This is a genomic window from Geodermatophilus sp. SMS 5-13 (genome assembly GCF_059428245.1).
In genome coordinates, this window is the sequence record NZ_CP165729.1 from 551918 (window position 1) to 571143 (window position 19226).

A 19226-nucleotide genomic window follows, 5' to 3' on the forward strand; every position below is an offset into this window, starting at 1 on the left:
GCGGTCAGCCGGCCGGCGGGCTCGGCGTCGTGCTGCCGCTGGCCTCGCCGCCGGCGCGGATGAAGCCGACCGGCCAGGCGCCGGTGAACAGGCCGCAGTCGCCGCCCTTGTCCTCCACGACCACCAGGTAGAACGCCGGGGGGACGACGTCGGACGAGTTGATCTCGTCGAACACCGCCTGGCCCTCGTCGACGTCCACCTCGCCGAGCTTCTGGTCCAGCTTCTCGTCGAAGACCTGCACGCTCCAGCCCCGCTCGGCGAGCTCGTCGGGCACGGTGAGGGTGATGGTGGTGTCGGGGGAGACCTCGATGATCGGCGGCGAGACGTCGTAGCGCTGCCCGGTGCCGTCGAGACAGTACTGCGTGGGCCGCAGGTCGACGGTCTGGCCGCTGACGTCCACGGTGACGTCGGGCGGCCCGGCCGGCGCATCGCGGCCGCACCCGGTCAGGACCGCGAGGAGCACCGTGCCCGCAGCCGTCGCGCGGCTCAGCCCCACTGCTCGTCCAGCGGCGTGGTCGGCGCGTCCGGGCGGACCTCAGCGGGCCGGCCGCTGCGCCCGCGGTAGAGGCTCCACACCATCAGGCCGACGGCGAGGACCAGCAGCGCCGCGGCGACGGTGAAGCCGAGCCAGCCGATCGCCGGCAGCGCGATGCCGATCGCGCCGCCGGCCACCCACGCCAGCTGCAGCCAGGTCTCCGACCGGGCGAAGGCCGACGCCCGCAGCGACTCGGGGACGTCGCGCTGGATGATCGCGTCGAGCGCGACCTTGCCCAGGGCGTTGGTGACCGCGGCGACGCCCGCGACCAGCGCGGCCATGGGCAGGCTGAAGAAGATCGCGGCGACGACCGTGATCACCGCCGCAGCGCCCGCGGAGATCAGCACCAGCCGGTCTGGGCTCACCGCGTGCAGCCGGCTGCCGATCCCCGTGCCGAGGACGCTGCCGATCCCGGCCGCCGCCGCGATGCCGCCGAGCGCGAGCGTGGCCGGCCAGCCGCCCTCGACCGTCTCCTCGACGAGGAAGGCCGAGAAGATCGTCAGGAACCCGCCCAGCCCGCGCAGCGCGGCGTTCGCGCGCAGGCCCAGGACGACGGTGGCGCTGACCCGGCGGCGGCGCCGCCCGGCCGGCAGGGGAGCGGTGGTCAGGACGTCGGCCGGCAGCTCCCCGGTGGGGACGTCGACGTGCTTGGGCAGGCGGACGGCGAGCACGCCGCCGACCGCGAAGACCAGCGCGGTGGCCCACAGCTCCACCTCGAAGCCGAAGAGCTTGGCGATCCCGGCCCCCAGACCGCCGAACACCCCCGCGGTCAGCAGCCCGAAGACCGACTGCCGCGCGTTCGCCGACGTCAGCGACATGGCCGCGGGCAGCACCCGCGGGACCACGGCCGCGCGCAGCACGTTGTGCGCCTTGGACAGCACCAGGACGCCGAGCGCGGCCGGGTACAGCCAGATGTCGTCGAAGTGCCGCGCCATCACCAGCGCCAGCACGGCCCGCCCGATGGTGCTGGCCGCGAGCGCCCAGCGCCGGCCGGTCTGCAGCCGGTCCAGCACCGGGCCGATCACCGGGGCCAGGACGGCGAACGGCGCCATCGTCACGAGCAGGTAGAGGGCGACGTTGCCGCGCTGGGCGTCGGTGGCCGCGGCGAAGAACAGGGTGCCGGCCAGCGAGACGGCGATCATCGCGTCGCCGGCCATGTGCACGGCGTTGAGCCACAGCAGCTGGGTGAGCCCGCTCTCGGCCGCGCCGTCGGCCCGGCCGGCGGCCTGCACGCGGCGGACCGCCGCGCCGGTCAGCTCGCGGGTGCGGGCCGCGGCGACACGGGTGACGGTCGCCCGCGGCGGAGGTGGGGGCGGCGGTGCGGCGTCCGGCACGGTGGCGGCGTAACCGCCCTGACCGTTCCCGGGGTACCCGCCGGATGGCGGCCCCTGCTGGGCGGCCCACTGCGGCAGCGGCAGCGGGGTCGTGTCCATGTGCCCGGTCTGCTCGTCCTCCGGGCGGCGGCGCAGGCCGGACCGCCGGCGCGCACCAGGAGAACGATCAGCGGACACCGGTCCATCGTGCCCCACGAAACTGGGCGCGGGCGCCGAGGTCGTTGCCGCGTCAGGGACAATGGGTGCGTGCCCGACTCCTTCCCGCCCGCCGACGTCGCATCCGGTGACCTGCTGCTGGTCGCCGTCGAGCAGGCCCGTGCCACGGCGGCCGAGACCGCCGGTGATCCGGACCTGGTCGGCGAGCACCTCGGCGCCGTCCGCGAGCCGACCGGGGAGCACCTGCCGGCGGCGCTGGGCGAGGTGGTCACGCACAGCTTCGCCAGCCGGCTGGCCGGCTACACGGGCTGGCACTGGGCGGTCACGCTGGCCCGGGTCCCCGGCGCCGACGAGGTGACGGTGGACGAGGTCGTCCTCCTGCCGGGCGAGCAGGCGCTGCTCGCCCCCGCCTGGGTGCCGTGGCACGAGCGGCTGCGCCCGGGTGACCTCTCCGTCGGTGACGTGCTGCCCTCCACCGAGGACGATCCGCGCCTGGTGCCCAGCTACGCGGTCGAGGACGACGCCGCCCGGGACCCCGAGGCGCAGGCCGTGGCCGCCGAGCTCGGTCTGGGCCGGGAGCGGGTCATGTCCGCCGAGGGCCGCAACGAGGCTGCGGGCCGCTGGGCGGCCGGCGACTTCGGGCCGCGCGCGGCCATGGCCCGGCACGCCCCCGGCCCCTGCGGCACCTGCGGCTTCTGGCTGCCCCTCGCGGGCTCGCTGCGCGGCCGCCTCGGCGCCTGCGGCAACGCCTACTCACCGGCCGACGGCCGCGTGGTCACCGTCGACTACGGCTGCGGCGCGCACAGCCAGGCCACCCTCGTCGCGGAGGACGCCACCGAGGTCGTGACGTCGGCGCGCTACGACACCGCCGACTTCGACGTGCTCTGACATCGTCGGCTGCGACCGACGAGCGGGGCCCGGAGGGGCCCGAGGAGGGACGCGGCAGCAGCGGCTCAGCTGGTCGGGGGGACGGCACCTGGCCGCGGTTGTCGACCGGTAGGACGACGATGCAATTGCCCTTGTGCCCGCATGATGGCCAGGCCGATGCCGGCGAGGCCGATGCCGGCGACGCAGGTCCAGGTCCACAGCGGGTCCACCCGGTCGCCGAGCAGCAGCAGGACGACGAGGGCGACCGACCACAGCGCCGTCCCGGCCAGGACGACACGGACGGTGTCGACCTGAAGCGGCGGCGGGGCCTGCTTCTGCGGGACGCGCGGCTGTGGACCATGCTGCTGAGGACGGCGGGGCACGTGGGAAACCCTAGATCTCAGCTCGGTCACCAGCGCACATGCCTGAAACCAGGGTGTGGCACGCTGTCGCCGCTCGATCCCCGCCGCCCAGGAGTCGCCGTCATGTCCGAGAAGTCCCGTCGCACCACGGAGGTCCGCGCGTCGGGTGCCGACACCGGGACCCCGGCCGATGTGGTGGACGCCCCGCCGCAGTCACCTCGGCGCAGCGAAGGCCCCCGGGCCCGGCCCAAGAACGGGCTGGACCGCTACTTCAGCATCACGGCTCGGCGCTCCACCGTCGGCCGGGAGGCGCGCGGCGGGCTGACCACCTTCTTCACGATGGCCTACATCGTGGTGCTCAACCCGATCATCCTGTCCGGCGCCGACATCGACGGGAACACGCTGCCGTTCCCGGCGGTCGCCGCGGTGACCGCGCTGGTCGCCGGCGTGATGACGATCCTCATGGGCGTCGTCGGCCGCTACCCGTTCGCGCTGGCCACCGGTCTCGGCATCAACGCGATCGTCGCCGTCTACGCGGCCACCCAGCTCTCCTGGCCCGAGATCATGGGCCTGGTCGTCCTCGAGGGCCTGCTCATCACGGTGCTCGTGCTCACCGGCTTCCGGAAGGCCGTGTTCGAGGCGATCCCGCCGCAGCTGAAGACCGCGATCGCGGTCGGCATCGGCTTCTTCCTCACGATCATCGGCCTGGCCGACGCCGGCGTGATCCGCCCGGGCACCCCGCTGATCAGCTTCGGCGTCAACGGCCAGCTCGCCGGCTGGCCGCTGCTGGTGTTCATCGTCGGCCTGCTGCTCATGAGCGTGCTCGTCGTCCGCCGGGTCAAGGGCGCGCTGCTGATCGGCATCGTCGTCACGACGATCCTGGCGATCGTCGTCGAGGCGATCGCCGACATCGGCGCACGCACTCCCGATGGGTCCAACCCGCACGGCTGGGCGCTGCAGGTGCCGACCCTGCCCTCCGACGTGGTCAGCTCGCCGGACCTGTCGATCGTCGGGAACTTCTCGCTGTTCGGCGGGTTCGAGCGGATCGGCATCATCGCCGCCCTGCTCATCGTCTTCTCGATCATGATCGCGGACTTCTTCGACACCGTCGGCACGGTCACCGCCGTCGGGGCCGAGGGCGACCTGCTCGACGAGGACCGCAACCTGCCGAAGTCGCAGCCGGTGCTGCTGATCGACTCCCTCGCCGCCGCGGCCGGCGGTGCGGCCAGCGTCTCGTCGAACACGACCTACATCGAGAGCGCGTCCGGCGTCGCCGACGGCGCGCGCACCGGCCTGGCCAGCGTCGTCACCGGCGTGCTGTTCCTCGTCGCGATGTTCTTCAGCCCGCTGGTGCAGATCGTGCCGTCGGAGGCCGCCGCGCCCGCGCTGGTCATCGTCGGCGCGCTGATGATCACCCAGGTCCGCCACCTCGTCTGGGACGACCTGTCGCTGGTGATCCCGGCGTTCCTGACGATCGCGCTGATGCCGTTCACCTACTCGATCACCAACGGCATCGGCGCCGGCGTCATCAGCTTCGTGCTGCTGCGCTCGGTCACCGGCCGGCGGCGCGACGTCCACCCGCTGATGTGGCTGATCGCGGTGCTCTTCGTCATCTACTTCGCGCTGGAGCCGTTGCAGCAGATTTTCTGAGTTAGGCTAAGGATCGTGAGCCGGACGACGCTGGATACCGCGGCGCTGGCTCACGACCTGCGCCTGGCCGTCATGCGGCTCTCCCGCAGGCTGCGCAACCAGCGGGTCGACACCTCGGTGACCCTCACCCACCTGGCCGCGCTCTCGACGCTGAAGCGGCACGGGCCGATGAGCCCGGGCGAGCTGGCGGCGCAGGAGCGGGTCCAGCCGCCGTCCATGACCCGTGTCGTGGTGGCGCTGGAGGGTATGGGGCTGGTCACCCGCACCCCGCACCCGACCGACGGCCGGCAGGTCGTCATCGGGCTCACGCCGGCGGCCGACGAGCTGCTGGCGGGCGAGGCGCGGGCGCGCGAGGCCTGGCTGTCGGGGCAGCTGCAGCAGCTGACCGCGGAGGAGCGGACGGTGCTGCGCGAGGCGGCCGTGATCATGGACAAGCTGGCCAGTGGGTGAGGTAGACGAGCGCTGACCGAGCGCCGGGTGGCGGCGTGTTCCGCTCGCTCCGGGTGCGCAACTTCCGGCTGTACGCCTCGGCGAACCTGGTCAGCAACACCGGTACCTGGATGCAGCGCATCGGCCAGGACTGGCTGGTGCTGCAGCTCTCCGGCGACAGCGGCATCGCGCTCGGCCTGATCACCGCCCTGCAGTTCGGCCCCTCGCTCCTGCTGTCCGCCTACGGCGGGGTGCTCGGCGACCGGTACGACAAGCGCCGCGTGCTGCTCGTGACGCAGTTCCTCATGGGCGTGCTCGCGCTGGTGCTCGGCCTGCTGGTGGCCACCGGCGGCATCGCGCTGTGGCACGTCTTCGTGCTCGCCGGCCTGCTCGGCGCGGTGTCGGCGATCGACGCGCCGGTCCGCCAGGCGTTCGTGTCGGAGATGGTCGGCCCGGAGCTGCTGCCCAACGCGGTCAGCCTCAACTCGACGATCTTCAACGGCGCCCGGCTGGTCGGGCCGGCGGTCGCCGGTCTGGTGATCGGCGCCTCGTCGGGCAACACGGCCCCGGCGTTCTTCGTCAACGCGGCCAGCTTCGCGTTCACGATCGCGGCGCTGGCCGGCATGCGGGCCGGGGAGCTGCGCCGCAGCGCGCCGGTCGGCCGGAGGAAGGGCCAGCTGCGCGAGGGGGTGCGCTACACCGTGGCCCACCGCGACCTGGTGCTGGCGATGGCGCTGGTGTTCCTCGTCGGCACCTTCGGCTTCAACTACCAGGTCACCATCGCGCTCATGGCCCGCGAGCAGTTCGGGCTCGGCGCCCAGGACTTCGGCCTGCTGTCCACCGCGTTCGCCGTCGGGTCGCTGTCCGGGGCGCTGCTCTCCACCCGGCGAAGCGCGCGACCGAGGCAGCGCTTCCTGGTGATCTCCTCGATCGTCTTCGGCCTGCTCACGGTCGTCTCCGGCCTCATGCCGACCTACGCCTCGTTCGCCGTGCTGCTCGTGCCCACCGGTGCGTCCGCGCTGGTCTTGAGCGTCGCCGCGAACAGCTACGTGCAGCTGGGCGCCGACCCGCAGATGCGCGGCCGGGTCATGGCCCTGTACTTCATGTGCTTCATGGGCGGCACCCCCCTGGGCGCCCCGTTGATCGGCTGGGTCTCCGAGCACCTGGGTGCGCCGTGGGGGCTGCTGCTCGGCGGGGCCCTCGTCGTCGTCGCCGGGTGCGGCGCCGGGCTGTACCTGGCCCGGGGACGGCGGGTCCGGCTGGAGGCGCACGTCGCCCCGCCGCGGCTGGCGCTGCACGTGAGCCGGCCGGTCGCGGCGGCGGTGCCGTCGGCGTCGCTGCGGGCGGCCGAGGAGGCGGCGGCCGGGTCGGCTCCCGGCGCCCGGGCCGCCGGCGGCTGACCGATCAGTCCCCGCGGTCGGGCTGGTCGGACCCGTCGGTCTGGGCGAGCCAGAACGCGGCCCCGGCCGGGTCCCGCGCGGCGGCCATCCGGCCGAAGGACGTGTCGATCGGGCTCATCAGCACGGTGCCGCCGTTCGCGGTGACCGCGGCGACCGCGGCGTCGGTGTCGGCGACCGCGAAGTAGACGACCCAGTGCGACGGCGTGCCCTCCGGCGCCCCCATCATCCCGCCGACGCCGCCCATCGGGGCGTCGTCCCCGGGCAGGTGGAACAGGTCGTAGTCGGGCCCGGCGGCCGTGAACGGCTGGGTGGTCCAGCCCAGCACGGCCGTGTAGAAGGCCTTGGCCGCCTGCGGGTCCGTGGAGCGCAGGTCCTCCCAGGTGACGCTGCCCGGCTCGTTGACGACCCCCGCGCCGATGTGCACGCCGTGCTGCCAGACGCCGAAGACGGCGCCGGACGGGTCGGCGGCGATGCACAGCCGGCCCAGGGGACCGACGTCGCCGGGCGGCAGGAGGAGCGTGCCGCCGTGCTCGGTGATCGCGGCGGCCGTCGTGTCGACGTCGTCGCTGGCGAAGTAGAGGGTCCAGGCGGCCGGCGCACCCGGCTGCTGCTGCGGGCCGATCCCCGCGGCGGCCGCGCCGTCGACCTGGGCGATGGCGTACCCGCCGAACTCCTCGCCGGTGTCCTGGAGCGTCCAGCCCAGGACGGCGGTGTAGAAGCTCCGGGCGACGGCGACGTCGGGCACGGTGAGGTCCACCCAGCAGGGCATGCCGGGCGGCCACGGGCGGGTGCGTCGGCTCATGGGCGCATCTCAGCGTCGATCAGCCGCCGATGTCCATCCCCGCCTGCGCGGACGCCGTTCCGCCGCACTGCGCGGTACCGTCTTTCTCAGCCGTCCTGCGTACCGGGAGGGGAGCATGTCCGCCGTTCTCCTGCCGTTCGGGGTCCTCCTCCTGCTCACGATGTTCTGGTTCGAGCTGCCGCTGCTCGACCGCTTCGTGCTCCACGGCCGCTGGGCCGCGCGCCGCCGCCGGTTCGTGCTGCGGGGCAACCACGTGCAGCGGCCGCCCGCGCCGACCGGCCGGCCCATCGAGCTCGTCGCCGCCGACCTGCGCCGGCTCTCCCGTCAGTTCGCCCTCGTGCCGGCCGGGGCGCCGCTGGTCCGCTGGCGGGCCCTGTGGAGCGCCTACGACGCCGTCCTCATGGAGGCGGCCGCGGTGCTCGAGATCCCGCACACGCTGCCCGACGCCCCTGTCGGCATCCCGCGGGACATCGAGCGCCTGCGGGTGGTCTCCGCCCTGGAGGGGGCCGGTCTGGTGGTGCGCGGCTGAGCTCCGCCGATCCCCGGCTGTTCTTCGCCGTCGACCCGTCCCCGGAGGCCCGGGCGCACCTGGCCGAGGCGCTGCGGCCGCTGCACGGCGCGGTCGGTGAGCCCCGCTGGACCGACCCCGACCGCTGGCACCTGACGCTGCTGTTCCTGGGCACCGTGCCCGCCGACCGCGTGCCGCCGCTGATCGAGGCCGCGGGCCCGGCGGTGGCGCCGACCCCGGCGATGACCCTGCGGCTGGCCGGGGGCGGGCGGTTCGGATCCCGGCGCCGTCCGCAGGTCGCCTGGGCGGGGCTGACGGGCGACGTGCGACCGCTGACCGACCTGGCCGGGCGCCTGGCGGCCGCCGCCCGGTCGCTGCGCCTGCCCGTGGAGGAGCGGCCCTTCCGCGCCCACCTCACCATCGGCCGGTGGCGCCCGGGGCGGCCGGCCGACGGCGCGCTGACCGATCGGCTCGCCGACTACGCGGGGCCGGACTGGCCGGTGCCCGAGCTGCTGTTGTTGCGCAGCCACCTCGGCCCCACGCCGCGCTACGAGACGGTCGCCACCTGGCCGATCGCCTCGTAGGCGCCGCCGGCTTCACCAGGCGTACTCCATGGGGGCCGGCTTGTAGCCCGGGAAGATGTCGTCGAGCCGCTCGAGGGCCCCGGCGTCCAGCGTCACGTCGAGCGCGTGCAGCGAGCCCTCCAGCTGCGCCATGGTGCGCGGGCCCACGATCGGGGCGGTGACGGCCGGCTGGTGCAGCAGCCAGGCCAGGCCGACGTCCGCCGGGCTCTCGCCGAGGGTCCGGCACAGCGTCTCGTACTGCTCCAGCGCCGGGCGGTTGTCCTCGAGGTCCTGCTTGGCGCGGCCCTCGTAGCGGCGGCTGCCCTCGTCCGAGCGCTCCAGCGCGCCGGCGAGCAGGCCGCCGTGCAGCGGGCTCCACGGGATGATGCCGACGCCGTAGTGCTCCGCCGCCGGGATCACCTCCAGCTCGATCTGGCGGGTGAGCAGGTTGTAGATGGACTGCTCGCTGACCAGGCCCTGGAAGTTGCGCCGCGCCGCCGCCTCGTTGGCCGCGGCGAGCTGCCAGCCGGCGTGGTTGGAGGAGCCGACGTAGAGCACCTTGCCCTGGGCGACCAGCGTCTCGCAGGCCTGCCAGATCTCGTCCCACGGCGTCCGCAGGTCGACGTGGTGGAACTGGTAGAGGTCGATCCAGTCGGTCCGCAGCCGGCGCAGCGAGGCGTCGCAGGCGCGGACGATGTTGCGGGCGGAGAGGAAGGTGTCGTTGGGCCAGTCCGACATCCCGCCGTAGACCTTGGTCGCCAGCACCGTCTTCTCCCGGCGCTCGCCGCCCTGGGCGAACCACGTGCCGATGACCTCCTCGGTGCGGCCCTTGCCCTCGGAGAAGCCGTACACGTTGGCCGTGTCGAAGAAGTTGATGCCCTCCTGGATCGCGCGATCCATGATCTCGTGCGATTCCTCCTCGGGCGTCTGCCAGCCGAAGTTCATCGTGCCCAGGCACAGGCGGGACACCGACAGGCCGCTGCGACCGAGGTGCGTGTACTCCATGGCGATCACCCTGGCACCCTGGCCGTCGTGCCGCAGACCGATTCCTGCCCCGACTTCGACGCCGCCACCGCCGTGACCCGCGCCGAGGGCGGTGGCCTGGTCGCCGACCTCGACCCCGGCTGGGACGTCGGCGGCGGCATCCTCAACGGCGGCTACCTGCTCGCCGTCGCCGCCCGCGCGGCGGTGCTCGACAGCCCGCACCCGCACCCGGTCGCGCTCTCGGCGAGCTACCTGCGCGCCACCGGCCCGGGGCTCGCCACGCTCACGGTCACGCCGGGGTCGGCCGGGCGCACGCTGGCGCACTCCTCCGTCGTCCTCGGGACCGCCGAGGGGCCCACGCTCGCCGTCCAGGCGACGACGGCGACCCTCGGCGACGACGTCCCCGTGTACTCCTCGCCGATGCCGGACGTCGCCGGCCCGGAGGACTGCCTCGTCGCCCAGGCGGGCGCGGACCTCGGCGGGCACCCCGTGCCGGAGGTCGGGATCCGCCACCGGGTGGAGACGCGGATGGACCCGGCGACGGCGGGCTGGGCCGTGGGCCGCCCGTCCGGCGAGCCGCTCATGCGGGCGTGGGTGCGGCTGGCCGACGGCGGCGCGCCCGATCCGTTCGCGCTGATCCTGTTCGCCGACGTGCTGCCCCCGACCAGCTGGGGGATCGGCCAGTTCGGGTGGGCGCCGACCGTGCAGCTGCAGGTGCTCGTACGAGCGCTGCCGGCACCGGGCTGGTGCCTGGTCGAGGCGCGGGCGGGGGAGATCGCCGGCGGCTGGCTCGACGAGGACTACCGGATCTGGGACTCCACCGGCCGGCTGGTCGCCCAGAGCCGTCAGCTCGCCCGCGCGCCCCTGCCCCGGTGAGTGCGCTTTATCGCGACAAAGCACGCGTGCTTTGTCGCGATAAAGCGCGCTAGGCGTCCTCGCGGAGGACTGTGGCGGGGTCGGCCCGGTCGGCGGCGCGCTGGGCGTAGGCGGCGGCCAGGACGGCGACCACGACGGCGGCCAGCGCGGTGGAGCCGACCGCGGTCCACGGGACGTCGAGCAGCGGCGTCGGCGGGCGGACCAGGTCGACGTCCAGCCGCCGGTAGACGACCGCGACCGCGACGGCGGCCAGCACCGCGCCCAGCACCAGGCCGGCGAGCGCCACCCCGGCCAGCTCGACGACCAGCGAGCGCAGGTGCGCGCCCTTCGACAGCCCGAGCCGGCGGGCCATCACGTAGCCGGAGACCCGGGTGCGGCTGCGGGCCTCCAGGTAGAGCAGCAGCCCGCCCACCGCGATCACGCCGACGAACACGGCCAGCGCGGACAGATAGCCGAACGTCCATGTGATGCCGAGGAAGTTGGCGGTGGTGAAGACGTCGTCGGGCTCGATCACCCGCGGCCCCGTGGCGCCGGCCGCCGTCGCCACGTCGACCGCCTGCGCGCGCGGGACGTCGGTCCACAGCTCCGACGTCCGGTCCGCGTGGGCGTTGCGGGGGATGTCGGGCAGCCGGTCGGCGGCGACCAGCACCACCGGGTCGGCGGTCCGCCGTCCGGGCAGCACGCGGGCGGTTGCGGCCACGTCGGCGGGTAGTTCCTGGTTGCCGAGGCGCAGGCCGGGGTCGCCGGCGGGCAGGCCGGCGGCGACGACCGGCAGCCGCCCGTCGACCTCGGGGCCGGAGAGCGCCGCGACGAGGTCGTCGAGGGACTCCTCGGCGAAGCTGTCGTCCCAGAACGCGGTGCCGGCGAACGTGGCCGGGTCGACGGCGAGCACCTGCACCTCGACGCGGCCCCCGCCCGCGCCGGCGGCGCTGCCCTTGTAGCGGTCGACCACCGTGCCGACGGCCGCGGTTCGCGCGTCGCGCGACAGCCGGGCGACGGTCACCACCGCCCGCTCGGCGCCGACCTGCACGCCGACCTTCGCGTCGAGCGTCCGCTGGCTGCTCGAGGTCAGCGTCGCCGTGTAGCCGAGGACGGCGACCGGCAGGGTGACCGCGACCAGCAGCGTCGCCGTCGCCAGGCGGGCCGCGGCCAGCCGGTTGACCGCCAGGAACACGGCGGGGGAGCGGCGGGCGGCGAGGCGCCGGACCGCCGGCAGCAGGCGGGTGAGCAGCCGGGTGAGCAGGACGGCGGCGCCGGCGATGCCGAGCAGCGGGAAGGCCACGAGCAGCCCGTTGACCTGGGCGACGCCGTGATCGCCGACGATCGCGTCGCGGCTCTCCAGCAGCACCCAGCACCAGCCGGCGGCGACCAGCAGGGCGAGCTCCCAGGGCACCATCGCCGGCCAGCGGGGGGCCGCGCCCAGCGGCCGCTCGGCGGTGCCGCGGGCGCGCAGCCCGGCCACGGCCGCGGCGCAGGCCAGGCCGACCACGAAGGCGGCGACCGCCGACCACACGGCGGTGGTCGTGGCCGCGGGGTCGAGGTCGTCGGCCGGCCCCAGGCTCGCGATGAGCAGCCGGGAGACGCCCCAGCCGACCGCGGTGCCCACCACCGCGGGCAGCGCCAGCTCCAGCGCGGCCTTGCCGGCCAGCGGGACCGGTCCCACGCCGCGGGCGGCCAGCAGCCGGACCTCGTTGGCCCGGCGGTCGGCCCAGAAGCTGCCGGCCGCGGCGACCAGCACCAGCGCCAGCAGCCCGCCCGCGATCGCCACCGGCAGCACCGGCCCCTGCAGCCCGCGCTCGACCGTCTCCGCGCGATCCAGCGCCTCCGGCAGGCTGTCGTTGAGCCGCGCGAAGTCCACGTCGGGGAAGGGCGCGGCCGCCTGCGCGCGCTCCTGCCGGTCCACCCAGCGCCGGGCGTCGGCCGAGGACAGCGTGCCGGCGTCCAGCGGGATCTGCTCGCGCACCTCGACCGATCTGGCCGCCGTGGCCAGCTGGGCGAAGGTGTCCTCGTCGGTGGCCAGCACGAGTGCGGGCGGGGGCGTGTTGGCCGACGCCAGGTTCAGGTAGAGCCGGCCGTAGTCGCACCAGTACGACCCGGGATCGGTCTCGAAGAGGTCGGTGTAGATGCCGGCCACCGCCACGGGCCGGCCGCCCATGGTGATCGTGTCGCCGACCGAGGCGCGGGCGTCCTCGGCGTAGGTGGCCGGCAGCCAGACACCGGCCGTGTCCGAGGAGTCGACGACCTCGACGTGCCGGGTGATGTCCGGCCGCCACATCACGGTGGCCGGCTGGGTGATCCGCTCGCCGGCCGGGTCGTTGACGATCATGCCGCGCTGCGGATTGCCGGCCGAGCCGATCGCCCGCTGCACGAGCAGCACCCGGTCGCTCTGGTAGCCCAGGCCGGTCCACGCCCGGCGGTAGCCGTCGATGAAGTCCTGCACCTCGGCCGGGTCGATGGCCTCGGGCAGGTCCACGGCCGTGCCGATCTGCGGCCAGCCGGCCTCGGCGCACTGCGGGGCGAGCTGTTCCTGCAGCGCGGCGGAGCGGGCGGAGGAGAGGAACAGCGGGGCCGAGGCGACCGCGCAGGCCAGGATCGCCGTCGTCACCAGGACGGCGACGACGGCGGCCGGGGAGCGCAGCCCGAGCAGCGGGGCGCGGCGCCACGGGGGCAGCCGCCACAAGCCCCTCATGCCGGCGCCCCCTCGGTGAGCCGGCCGTCGCGCATCGAGAGCACGCGGTCGGCGTGCGACCAGGCGATCTCGTCGTGCGTGGCGACGAGCACCGCGGAGCCCGCCCGGGCCTGCGCGGTGAGCGCGTCGAGCAGGGCGTCGGCGTGGCCGCGGTCCTGGTGGGCGGTCGGCTCGTCGGCGAGCAGGACGGCGGGGCGCAGCAGCAGCGCACGGGCGACGGCGACCCGCTGCTGCTCGCCGAGGGAGGCCTGGTGCGGATAGCGGTCGGCGAGGTGGCCGAGGCCGAAGTCGGCGAGCAGCTGCCCGGCGCGCTCGGTCACGTCGCCGAGGCCGCCGCGCAGCCGGGCCGGCAGCAGCACGTTGTCGGCCAGCGAGAGGTCGGGCACCAGCCCGAGCGCCTGCGGCACCAGGGCCAGCTCCGGCCAGCCCAGCGTGGCCGGTGGCCGCCCGGCCAGTGTCCCGGCGTAGGTCAGCGTGCCGGAGTCGGCGGTCTCCCACCCGCACAGCAGCGCCAGCAGGGTGCTCTTGCCCGATCCGGACGGGCCGACCAGCGCCACCAGCTCCCCGGCGGCGACCCGCAGGTCGACCCCGTCGAGGGCGTGCACCGGCTCGGTGCCGCGAGTGAACGTCTTGCGCAGCGCGACGCCGGTGAAGCCGCTCATGACAGCTCCTCGCTGGCGCTCGTCGCTGTCGGTCGCGGCACCGCTGCTCTGCCCGTCGATGAGCTCGCAAGCTCGCTCATCCCTCCACCACCCGGCCGTGGTCGAGGCGGACGAAGCCGTCGGCGATCGCCATCACCCGCGGGTCGTGCGAGGAGATCACGAACCCGACGCCGGAGGCGGTGAGGTCCTCCATGGCGGTGAGCACCCGCTCGGCGGCCGCGGTGTCCAGCTCCGCGGTCGGCTCGTCGGCCACCACCAGGGCCGGGTCGCCGACCACCCCGCAGGCCACGGCCAGCCGCTGCTGCTCCCCGCCCGAGAGCTGCGCCGGCCGGTGGTCGGCCCGGGCGCCGAGCCCCAGCCGGTCGAGCAGCTCGTGCACCGCGGCGTCGCTCACCCGGGCGCCGCGTAGCTGCGCGGCCAGCCGCACCTGCGCCACGGCGTCGAGGTAGGGGAGCAGGTTCTCGCCCGGCCGCTGGAACAGGTAGGCCACCTGCTGCTGCCGGAGCTTGCGGCGGGCCCGCGCGCGCAGGGTGTCCACCCGCCGGCCGGCCACCCGCACCTCGCCTGAGTCCGGCCGGTCGACGCAGGCCAGCAGCCGCAGCAGCGACGACTTGCCCGACCCCGACGGGCCGACCACCACGGTCACCCGCGCGCGCGGGATCGCCAGGCTGACCCCGTCCAGCGCGGTCACCGACTCCGTCGCCGTCCGGTAGGTCTTGACCACGTCCCTGCAGACCGCCGCCGGGCCGTCGGCCGGTTCGGTGCCGGGCGTGCGGAACACGGGGTCGGCCAGCGGGTCAGCGGCGAACCGGAACCCTTCCTGACCAGTCATCGAGGCGGCACTCTAGGTGCTGGCGGTCACAGACGGGACACGACACTCACCCGGGGAGGGCGACGTCCCCGGTGAGGTAGCGCTGCAGCGTCGGCGCGTACGCCTCGACCAGGGCGGCGGGCTCCGCGGAGGCGATCGGCTCCAGCTCGAGCACGTAACGGGTCATGACCAGGCCGACCAGCTGCGACGCGACCAGGGCGCCGCGCGCGTCCCGCTCGGCCTGCGGCAGGTCGAGGGTGCCGACGACGCGACGCAGCACCTGGCTGACGAGGAACTCGCGGAGCAGCCGGGCGGTCCACTGGTTGCCGACCGCCGAGCGGATGAGCGCCAGACCGGCCGGGCGGATCGGCCCGTCCCAGAGCCGCAGGAACATGCGGAGCAGGTTCTCGCCGAGCGCGTCCTCGCCCCCGGCCAGGACCTCGGGCAGGAGCTCGCCCGGATCGGCCGGCGCCTGCACCGCGGCCAGGAACAGCCGGTCCTTGTTGCCGAAGTAGTGGTGCACCAGCGCCGGGTCGACGCCGGCGGCGGTCGCGATCCCGCGGATGGTGGCACCGTCGAAGCCGCGCTCGGCGAAGGCGGCGCGGGCGGCGGCGAGCACCGTCTCGCGGGTGTCGGGATGGCCGGGGCGCCGGCCGGTCGGCCGGAGCGCCCGCCGGCGCTGCGGTGCGCTCAGTTCGTCCTCCTCCGCAGGGTCGCCGCGCCGAGGGCGAGGGCGAGCAGTGCGACGCCGGCCACGATGCCGACGTCCTTCCACATCGTCGCCGTCTCCGCCGCCGACCGGCCGACCTCCTGCAGGGCCTCGACCGCGTACGTCAGCGGCAGGACGTCGCTGATGTAGCGCAGCCAGTCGGCCATCTCCGCGCGGGCGATGAGCAGCCCGCACAGGAAGAACTGCGGCAGCACGATCACCGGCATGAACTGCACGGCCTGGAACTCGGTGCGGGCGAAGGCGCTGGCGAGCAGTCCCAGCGCGACGCCGAGGACGGCGTCCACGACGGCGATCAGGACGACGAGCCACAGCGAGCCCGCGACGTCCAGGTCGTACAGCGTGGTCGCGACGGTCACCGTGATGCCGGCCTGCAGCGCCGCCATGACGCCGAACGCCAGCCCGTAGCCCAGCAGCAGGTCGAGCCGGGCCAGCGGCGTGGTGAGCAGCCGCTCGAGCGTCCCGGACGTGCGCTCGCGGAGCATCGCGATGCTGGTGACCAGGAACATCACCACGAACGGGAAGATCGCGATCATCGTGAGCCCGACCTGGTCGAACACGCTCGGCACCCCGGGCGGGGTGGGGACGTCGCGCCACAGCAGGTAGAGCAGCCCGAGCAGCAGGCTCGGCAGCAGCAGCATCATCGCGATCGTGCGGTGGTCGTGCCGCAGCTGCCGCAGCACCCGCGCGGTGGTCGCCGCGGTCAACCGCGGGCTGAACGCCGAGGGCTGGACGACGTCGGTGCGGGCGAGCGTGCTCATGCTCGTGCCTCCTCGCTCCCGCGGGGCGCTCCGCTCCTCGCTCGTTCCTCGCTGCGATGCTCACGCCCCTGTCCGCTCATCCCTACCTGCTCGCGGTTGCGGATCAGCGACAGGAACGCCTCTTCCATGTCGTCGGTGCCCGAGTCGGCGCGCAGCCGCGCCGGCGTGGAGTCGGCGAGCAGCTCGCCCTCGCGGAGCAGCAGCAGCCGGTCGCAGCGGGCGGCCTCGTCCATGACGTGGCTGGAGACGAGCAGCGTCGTCCCGACGGCGGCCAGGGCGTGGAACCGTTCCCACAGCTCGACCCGCAGCACCGGGTCCAGCCCGACGGTCGGCTCGTCCAGGACCAGCAGCTCGGGGGCGCCGACCAGCGCGCAGGCCAGCGACGCCCGGCCCATCTGGCCCCCGGACAGGTTGCGCACGAGCTGCCCGGCGTGGTCGGCCAGGCCGACGTCCCGCAGCGCCGCGTCGGCCTCCCGCGCGCCCATGCCGTAGAGCGCGGCGAAGTAGCGGACGTTCTCCCGGACGGTCAGGTCGGCGTAGACGCTCGGGGCCTGGGTGACGTAGCCGACCCGGGCGCGCAGCCCCGGCGACCCGGCGGGCTCGCCGAGGACGGCGACCTCCCCCGAGCGCACCTTCTGTACGCCCACGACCGCGCGCATCAGCGTCGTCTTACCGCTGCCGCTGGGGCCGAGCAGCCCGCTCACCTGCCCCACCGGGACGGTGAACGACAGGCCCTTCAGCACCGGGCGGCCGCCGCGGTCGACGACCAGGTCGGTGACGGAGACGGCGCTGTCCACGGGCACCTCCGGATAACTCAACGGACGATGAACTCAACGCTAGATGAGTTTGTTCGCGGCCGTCAACGAGGGCTTTGGTCCCTGCTCGCGCCCGCGGCGGCGGACCTACGCTGCCCGCGCCGGCGTCCGTCCCCTCTCAGCTGCGGGAGCCCTGCGATGACAGCCACCGAACTGCCGGTCGTCCCCTCGACCGTGCGGGCCGCCTGCCCCCACGACTGCCCCGACACCTGCGCCATGCTGGTCACGGTCGCCGACGGGCGGGCGCTGGAGGTCCGCGGCGATCCGGAGCACCCCTTCACCCGGGGCGGGCTGTGCGTCAAGGTCAACAACTACGTCGACAAGGTCTACAGCCCCGACCGGCTGCTGTACCCGATGCGGCGCAGCGGCCCGAAGGGCAGCGGCCGGTTCGAGCGGATCTCGTGGGACGACGCGCTGGACGAGATCGCCGGCCGCTTCCGCGAGGCGATCGCCACGCACGGCGCCGAGGCGATCATGCCGGTCAGCTACCTGGGCACCGAGGGGATCCTCAACGGGCTCAACGTGGGCGACCCGTTCTTCAACAAGCTCGGGGCCACGATCAGCGAGCGCACCTACTGCGACTCGGGCTCCTGCACCGCGTACACGATGACCATGGGGGCCACCGCGGGGGTCGACCCGGAGAGCCTGGTGCACTCCCGCTACATCGTCATCTGGGCCTGCAACATGATCTCCACGAACCTGCACCTGTGGCCGTTCGTGCTGGAGGCCCAGCGCCGCGGGGCCAAGGTCGTGGTGATCGACCCGCTGCGGCACCGCACGGCGAAGGCGGCCGACTGGCACATTCCCATCCGGCCGGGGACGGACGGCGCCCTCGCGCTGGCCATGATGAACGTGATCATCACCGAGGGGCTGACCGACGAGGCCTACGTCCGGGACCACACCACCGGCTACGAGGAGCTGGCGGAGCGGGTGCGGCAGTACCCGCCGGAGTGGGCCGAGGGCGAGACCGGCATCCCGGTCGAGGACATCCGCACCCTCGCCCGCGAGTACGCGACCAGCCAGCCGGCGATGATCCGCATCGGCGTGGCGATCGAGCGCCAGGCCGGCGGCGGGCAGACCGTGCGGTCCATCGCCTGCCTGCCCGCGCTCGTCGGCGCCTGGCGGCACGTCGGCGGCGGCCTGCTGCAGCTGCCGCTGTGGGCGTTCCCGGTCAACTGGCCGGCGCTGATGCATCCGGAGCTGGCCACCCCGGGCACCCGGATCGTCAACCAGTTCCTGCTCGGCCGGGCGCTGACCGGCGAGCTCGGGCTGGACCCGCCGATCACCGCGCTGATGGTCTACAACTCCAACCCGATGGTGGTCTGCCCGGAGCAGGAGAAGGTCGCCGCCGGGCTGGCGCGCGAGGACCTGTTCACGGTGGTCAGCGACCACTTCCTGACCGACACCGCCCGCTTCGCCGACATCGTGCTGCCCGCGACCACCCAGCTGGAGCAGCTGGAGATCATGTTCAGCTGGGGCCACTTCTACGTCTCGCTGAACACCCCGGCGATCGAGCCGCTGGGCGAGGCGGTGCCCAACACCGAGCTGTTCCGCCGGCTCGCCGCCCGGATGGGGTTCACCGAGCCCTGCTTCACCCGCAGCGACGAGGAGATGGTGGCCGAGGCGTTCGACTGGACCGCCCCGGCGATGCAGGGCATCACCGTCGAGTCGCTGCGGCGGACCGGCTGGGCGCGGCTGAACCTGCCGTCGGCGGACGAGTACGCGCCGCACGCGGAGGGCAACTTCCCGACCCCGTCGGGGAAGACGGAGTTCCGCTCGTCCGTCGCGGAGCAGGCCGGGAACTTCGTCGTCCCGCTGTTCCGGCAGGGGTCGAACGAGTTCCAGCCCGGCGGGGTCGTGGACCCGTTGCCGCACTACATCCCGCCCCGGGAGACCGCCGACACCGCCTACCGGCTCAACCTGATCTCCCCGAAGTCGCACGCCTTCCTCAACTCCAGCGCCGGCGACCAGGCCTACCAGAAGCGCGTGCAGGGCGAGCCGGCGCTCACCATCCACCCTCGGGACGCCGAGGACCGGGGCATCGGCGACGGGCAGTACGTCCGGGTGTTCAACGACCGCGGGCAGTTCGTCGTCCTGTCGCGGGTGAGCGACGAGATCGCCCCCGGCGTGGTGATGTCGCCGATGGGCGCCTGGCCCAAGAACGCCAAGGACCAGTCGACGGTGAACGCGGTCAACCCGTTCGTCTTCGCCGACCTCGGCAACGCCCCGACGTTCTCCGACACCAGGGTCGAGGTCGAACTCATCTGAAGAAGGACCCCGTCCTCCTCACCCCTC

At 74.4% G+C, this 19226-nt stretch carries 19 protein-coding genes; 8 read left to right on the top strand and 11 right to left on the bottom strand.

Going from position 1 to position 19226, the window contains the following annotated elements:
* Positions 1-4 precede the first annotated feature (4 nt).
* Positions 5-496 carry a DUF2771 family protein gene (locus AB3388_RS02675; RefSeq protein WP_495409207.1) on the bottom strand — a complete coding sequence of 164 codons (492 nt, stop codon included), beginning with the start codon at positions 494-496 and terminating at the stop codon, positions 5-7.
* A complete protein-coding gene (locus tag AB3388_RS02680) occupies positions 487-2046 on the bottom strand; it encodes an MFS transporter (protein WP_495409208.1) in 1560 nt (519 codons plus the stop codon). The genes AB3388_RS02675 and AB3388_RS02680 overlap by 10 nt, the downstream gene beginning before the upstream one ends.
* A gap of 69 nt (positions 2047-2115) precedes the next feature.
* Between AB3388_RS02680 and AB3388_RS02685 the strand changes: the two genes are divergently transcribed.
* Entirely contained in the window at positions 2116-2913 is a 798-nt protein-coding gene (locus AB3388_RS02685; RefSeq protein ID WP_495409209.1) for a DUF3027 domain-containing protein, read from the top strand.
* 65 nt (positions 2914-2978) lie between these two features.
* Here AB3388_RS02685 and AB3388_RS02690 read toward each other — a convergent pair whose 3' ends face one another.
* Positions 2979-3275, bottom strand: a complete 297-nt coding sequence (locus AB3388_RS02690) for a DUF2530 domain-containing protein (RefSeq protein ID WP_495409210.1) — start codon at positions 3273-3275, stop codon at positions 2979-2981.
* Between the two features lie 102 nt (positions 3276-3377).
* On the opposite strand from AB3388_RS02690, the gene AB3388_RS02695 reads away from it, so the two are divergent.
* The 3 genes from AB3388_RS02695 to AB3388_RS02705 are packed head-to-tail and all read left to right on the top strand — an operon-like array spanning position 3378 to position 6733.
* Complete coding sequence (locus tag AB3388_RS02695) at positions 3378-4904, top strand: NCS2 family permease (RefSeq protein WP_495409211.1); 1527 nt, start codon at positions 3378-3380, stop codon at positions 4902-4904.
* A gap of 15 nt (positions 4905-4919) precedes the next feature.
* The gene (locus tag AB3388_RS02700) at positions 4920-5354 is read left to right on the top strand and encodes a MarR family winged helix-turn-helix transcriptional regulator (protein WP_495409212.1); all 435 of its coding nucleotides are present in this window, start codon (positions 4920-4922) and stop codon (positions 5352-5354) included.
* 35 nt (positions 5355-5389) lie between these two features.
* Entirely contained in the window at positions 5390-6733 is a 1344-nt protein-coding gene (locus AB3388_RS02705; RefSeq protein WP_495409213.1) for an MFS transporter, read from the top strand.
* A gap of 4 nt (positions 6734-6737) precedes the next feature.
* On the opposite strand, the gene AB3388_RS02710 is transcribed toward AB3388_RS02705, so the two are convergent.
* Positions 6738-7535: a VOC family protein gene (locus tag AB3388_RS02710; RefSeq protein ID WP_495409214.1), complete on the bottom strand. Its 798-nt coding sequence runs from the start codon at positions 7533-7535 to the stop codon at positions 6738-6740.
* A 115-nt stretch (positions 7536-7650) separates the two neighbouring features.
* On the opposite strand from AB3388_RS02710, the gene AB3388_RS02715 reads away from it, so the two are divergent.
* Entirely contained in the window at positions 7651-8064 is a 414-nt protein-coding gene (locus AB3388_RS02715) for a hypothetical protein (RefSeq protein ID WP_495409215.1), read from the top strand.
* 17 nt (positions 8065-8081) lie between these two features.
* Positions 8082-8627, top strand: a complete 546-nt coding sequence (gene thpR / locus AB3388_RS02720) for an RNA 2',3'-cyclic phosphodiesterase (protein WP_495411431.1) — start codon at positions 8082-8084, stop codon at positions 8625-8627.
* Between the two features lie 12 nt (positions 8628-8639).
* On the opposite strand, the gene AB3388_RS02725 is transcribed toward thpR, so the two are convergent.
* Positions 8640-9611 carry an aldo/keto reductase gene (locus AB3388_RS02725; RefSeq protein ID WP_495409216.1) on the bottom strand — a complete coding sequence of 324 codons (972 nt, stop codon included), beginning with the start codon at positions 9609-9611 and terminating at the stop codon, positions 8640-8642.
* Between the two features lie 27 nt (positions 9612-9638).
* Between AB3388_RS02725 and AB3388_RS02730 the strand changes: the two genes are divergently transcribed.
* A complete protein-coding gene (locus AB3388_RS02730; protein WP_495409217.1) occupies positions 9639-10466 on the top strand; it encodes an acyl-CoA thioesterase in 828 nt (275 codons plus the stop codon).
* A gap of 49 nt (positions 10467-10515) precedes the next feature.
* On the opposite strand, the gene AB3388_RS02735 is transcribed toward AB3388_RS02730, so the two are convergent.
* The 6 genes from AB3388_RS02735 to AB3388_RS02760 all read right to left on the bottom strand — a co-directional run bounded on the left by AB3388_RS02735 (position 10516) and on the right by AB3388_RS02760 (position 16913).
* Positions 10516-13155 (bottom strand): FtsX-like permease family protein, encoded by a 2640-nt coding sequence (locus AB3388_RS02735; protein WP_495409218.1) that lies wholly within the window; start codon positions 13153-13155, stop codon positions 10516-10518.
* Positions 13152-13817: an ABC transporter ATP-binding protein gene (locus AB3388_RS02740; RefSeq protein WP_495409219.1), complete on the bottom strand. Its 666-nt coding sequence runs from the start codon at positions 13815-13817 to the stop codon at positions 13152-13154. The genes AB3388_RS02735 and AB3388_RS02740 overlap by 4 nt, the downstream gene beginning before the upstream one ends.
* Positions 13818-13893: 76 nt before the next feature.
* Positions 13894-14649: an ABC transporter ATP-binding protein gene (locus AB3388_RS02745; protein WP_495409220.1), complete on the bottom strand. Its 756-nt coding sequence runs from the start codon at positions 14647-14649 to the stop codon at positions 13894-13896.
* Between the two features lie 46 nt (positions 14650-14695).
* Entirely contained in the window at positions 14696-15247 is a 552-nt protein-coding gene (locus AB3388_RS02750) for a TetR/AcrR family transcriptional regulator (protein WP_495409221.1), read from the bottom strand.
* A gap of 71 nt (positions 15248-15318) precedes the next feature.
* Positions 15319-16116 (bottom strand): ABC transporter permease, encoded by a 798-nt coding sequence (locus tag AB3388_RS02755; protein ID WP_495409222.1) that lies wholly within the window; start codon positions 16114-16116, stop codon positions 15319-15321.
* On the bottom strand, positions 16113-16913 hold the full coding sequence (locus AB3388_RS02760; RefSeq protein WP_495409223.1) for an ABC transporter ATP-binding protein: 801 nt from the start codon (positions 16911-16913) through the stop codon (positions 16113-16115). Before AB3388_RS02760 ends, AB3388_RS02755 begins: the two co-directional genes overlap by 4 nt.
* Positions 16914-17069: 156 nt before the next feature.
* Here AB3388_RS02760 and AB3388_RS02765 point away from each other — a divergent pair, with 156 nt between their 5' ends.
* A complete protein-coding gene (locus AB3388_RS02765) occupies positions 17070-19199 on the top strand; it encodes a molybdopterin-containing oxidoreductase family protein (RefSeq protein ID WP_495409224.1) in 2130 nt (709 codons plus the stop codon).
* The last annotated feature ends 27 nt before the right edge of the window (positions 19200-19226 follow it).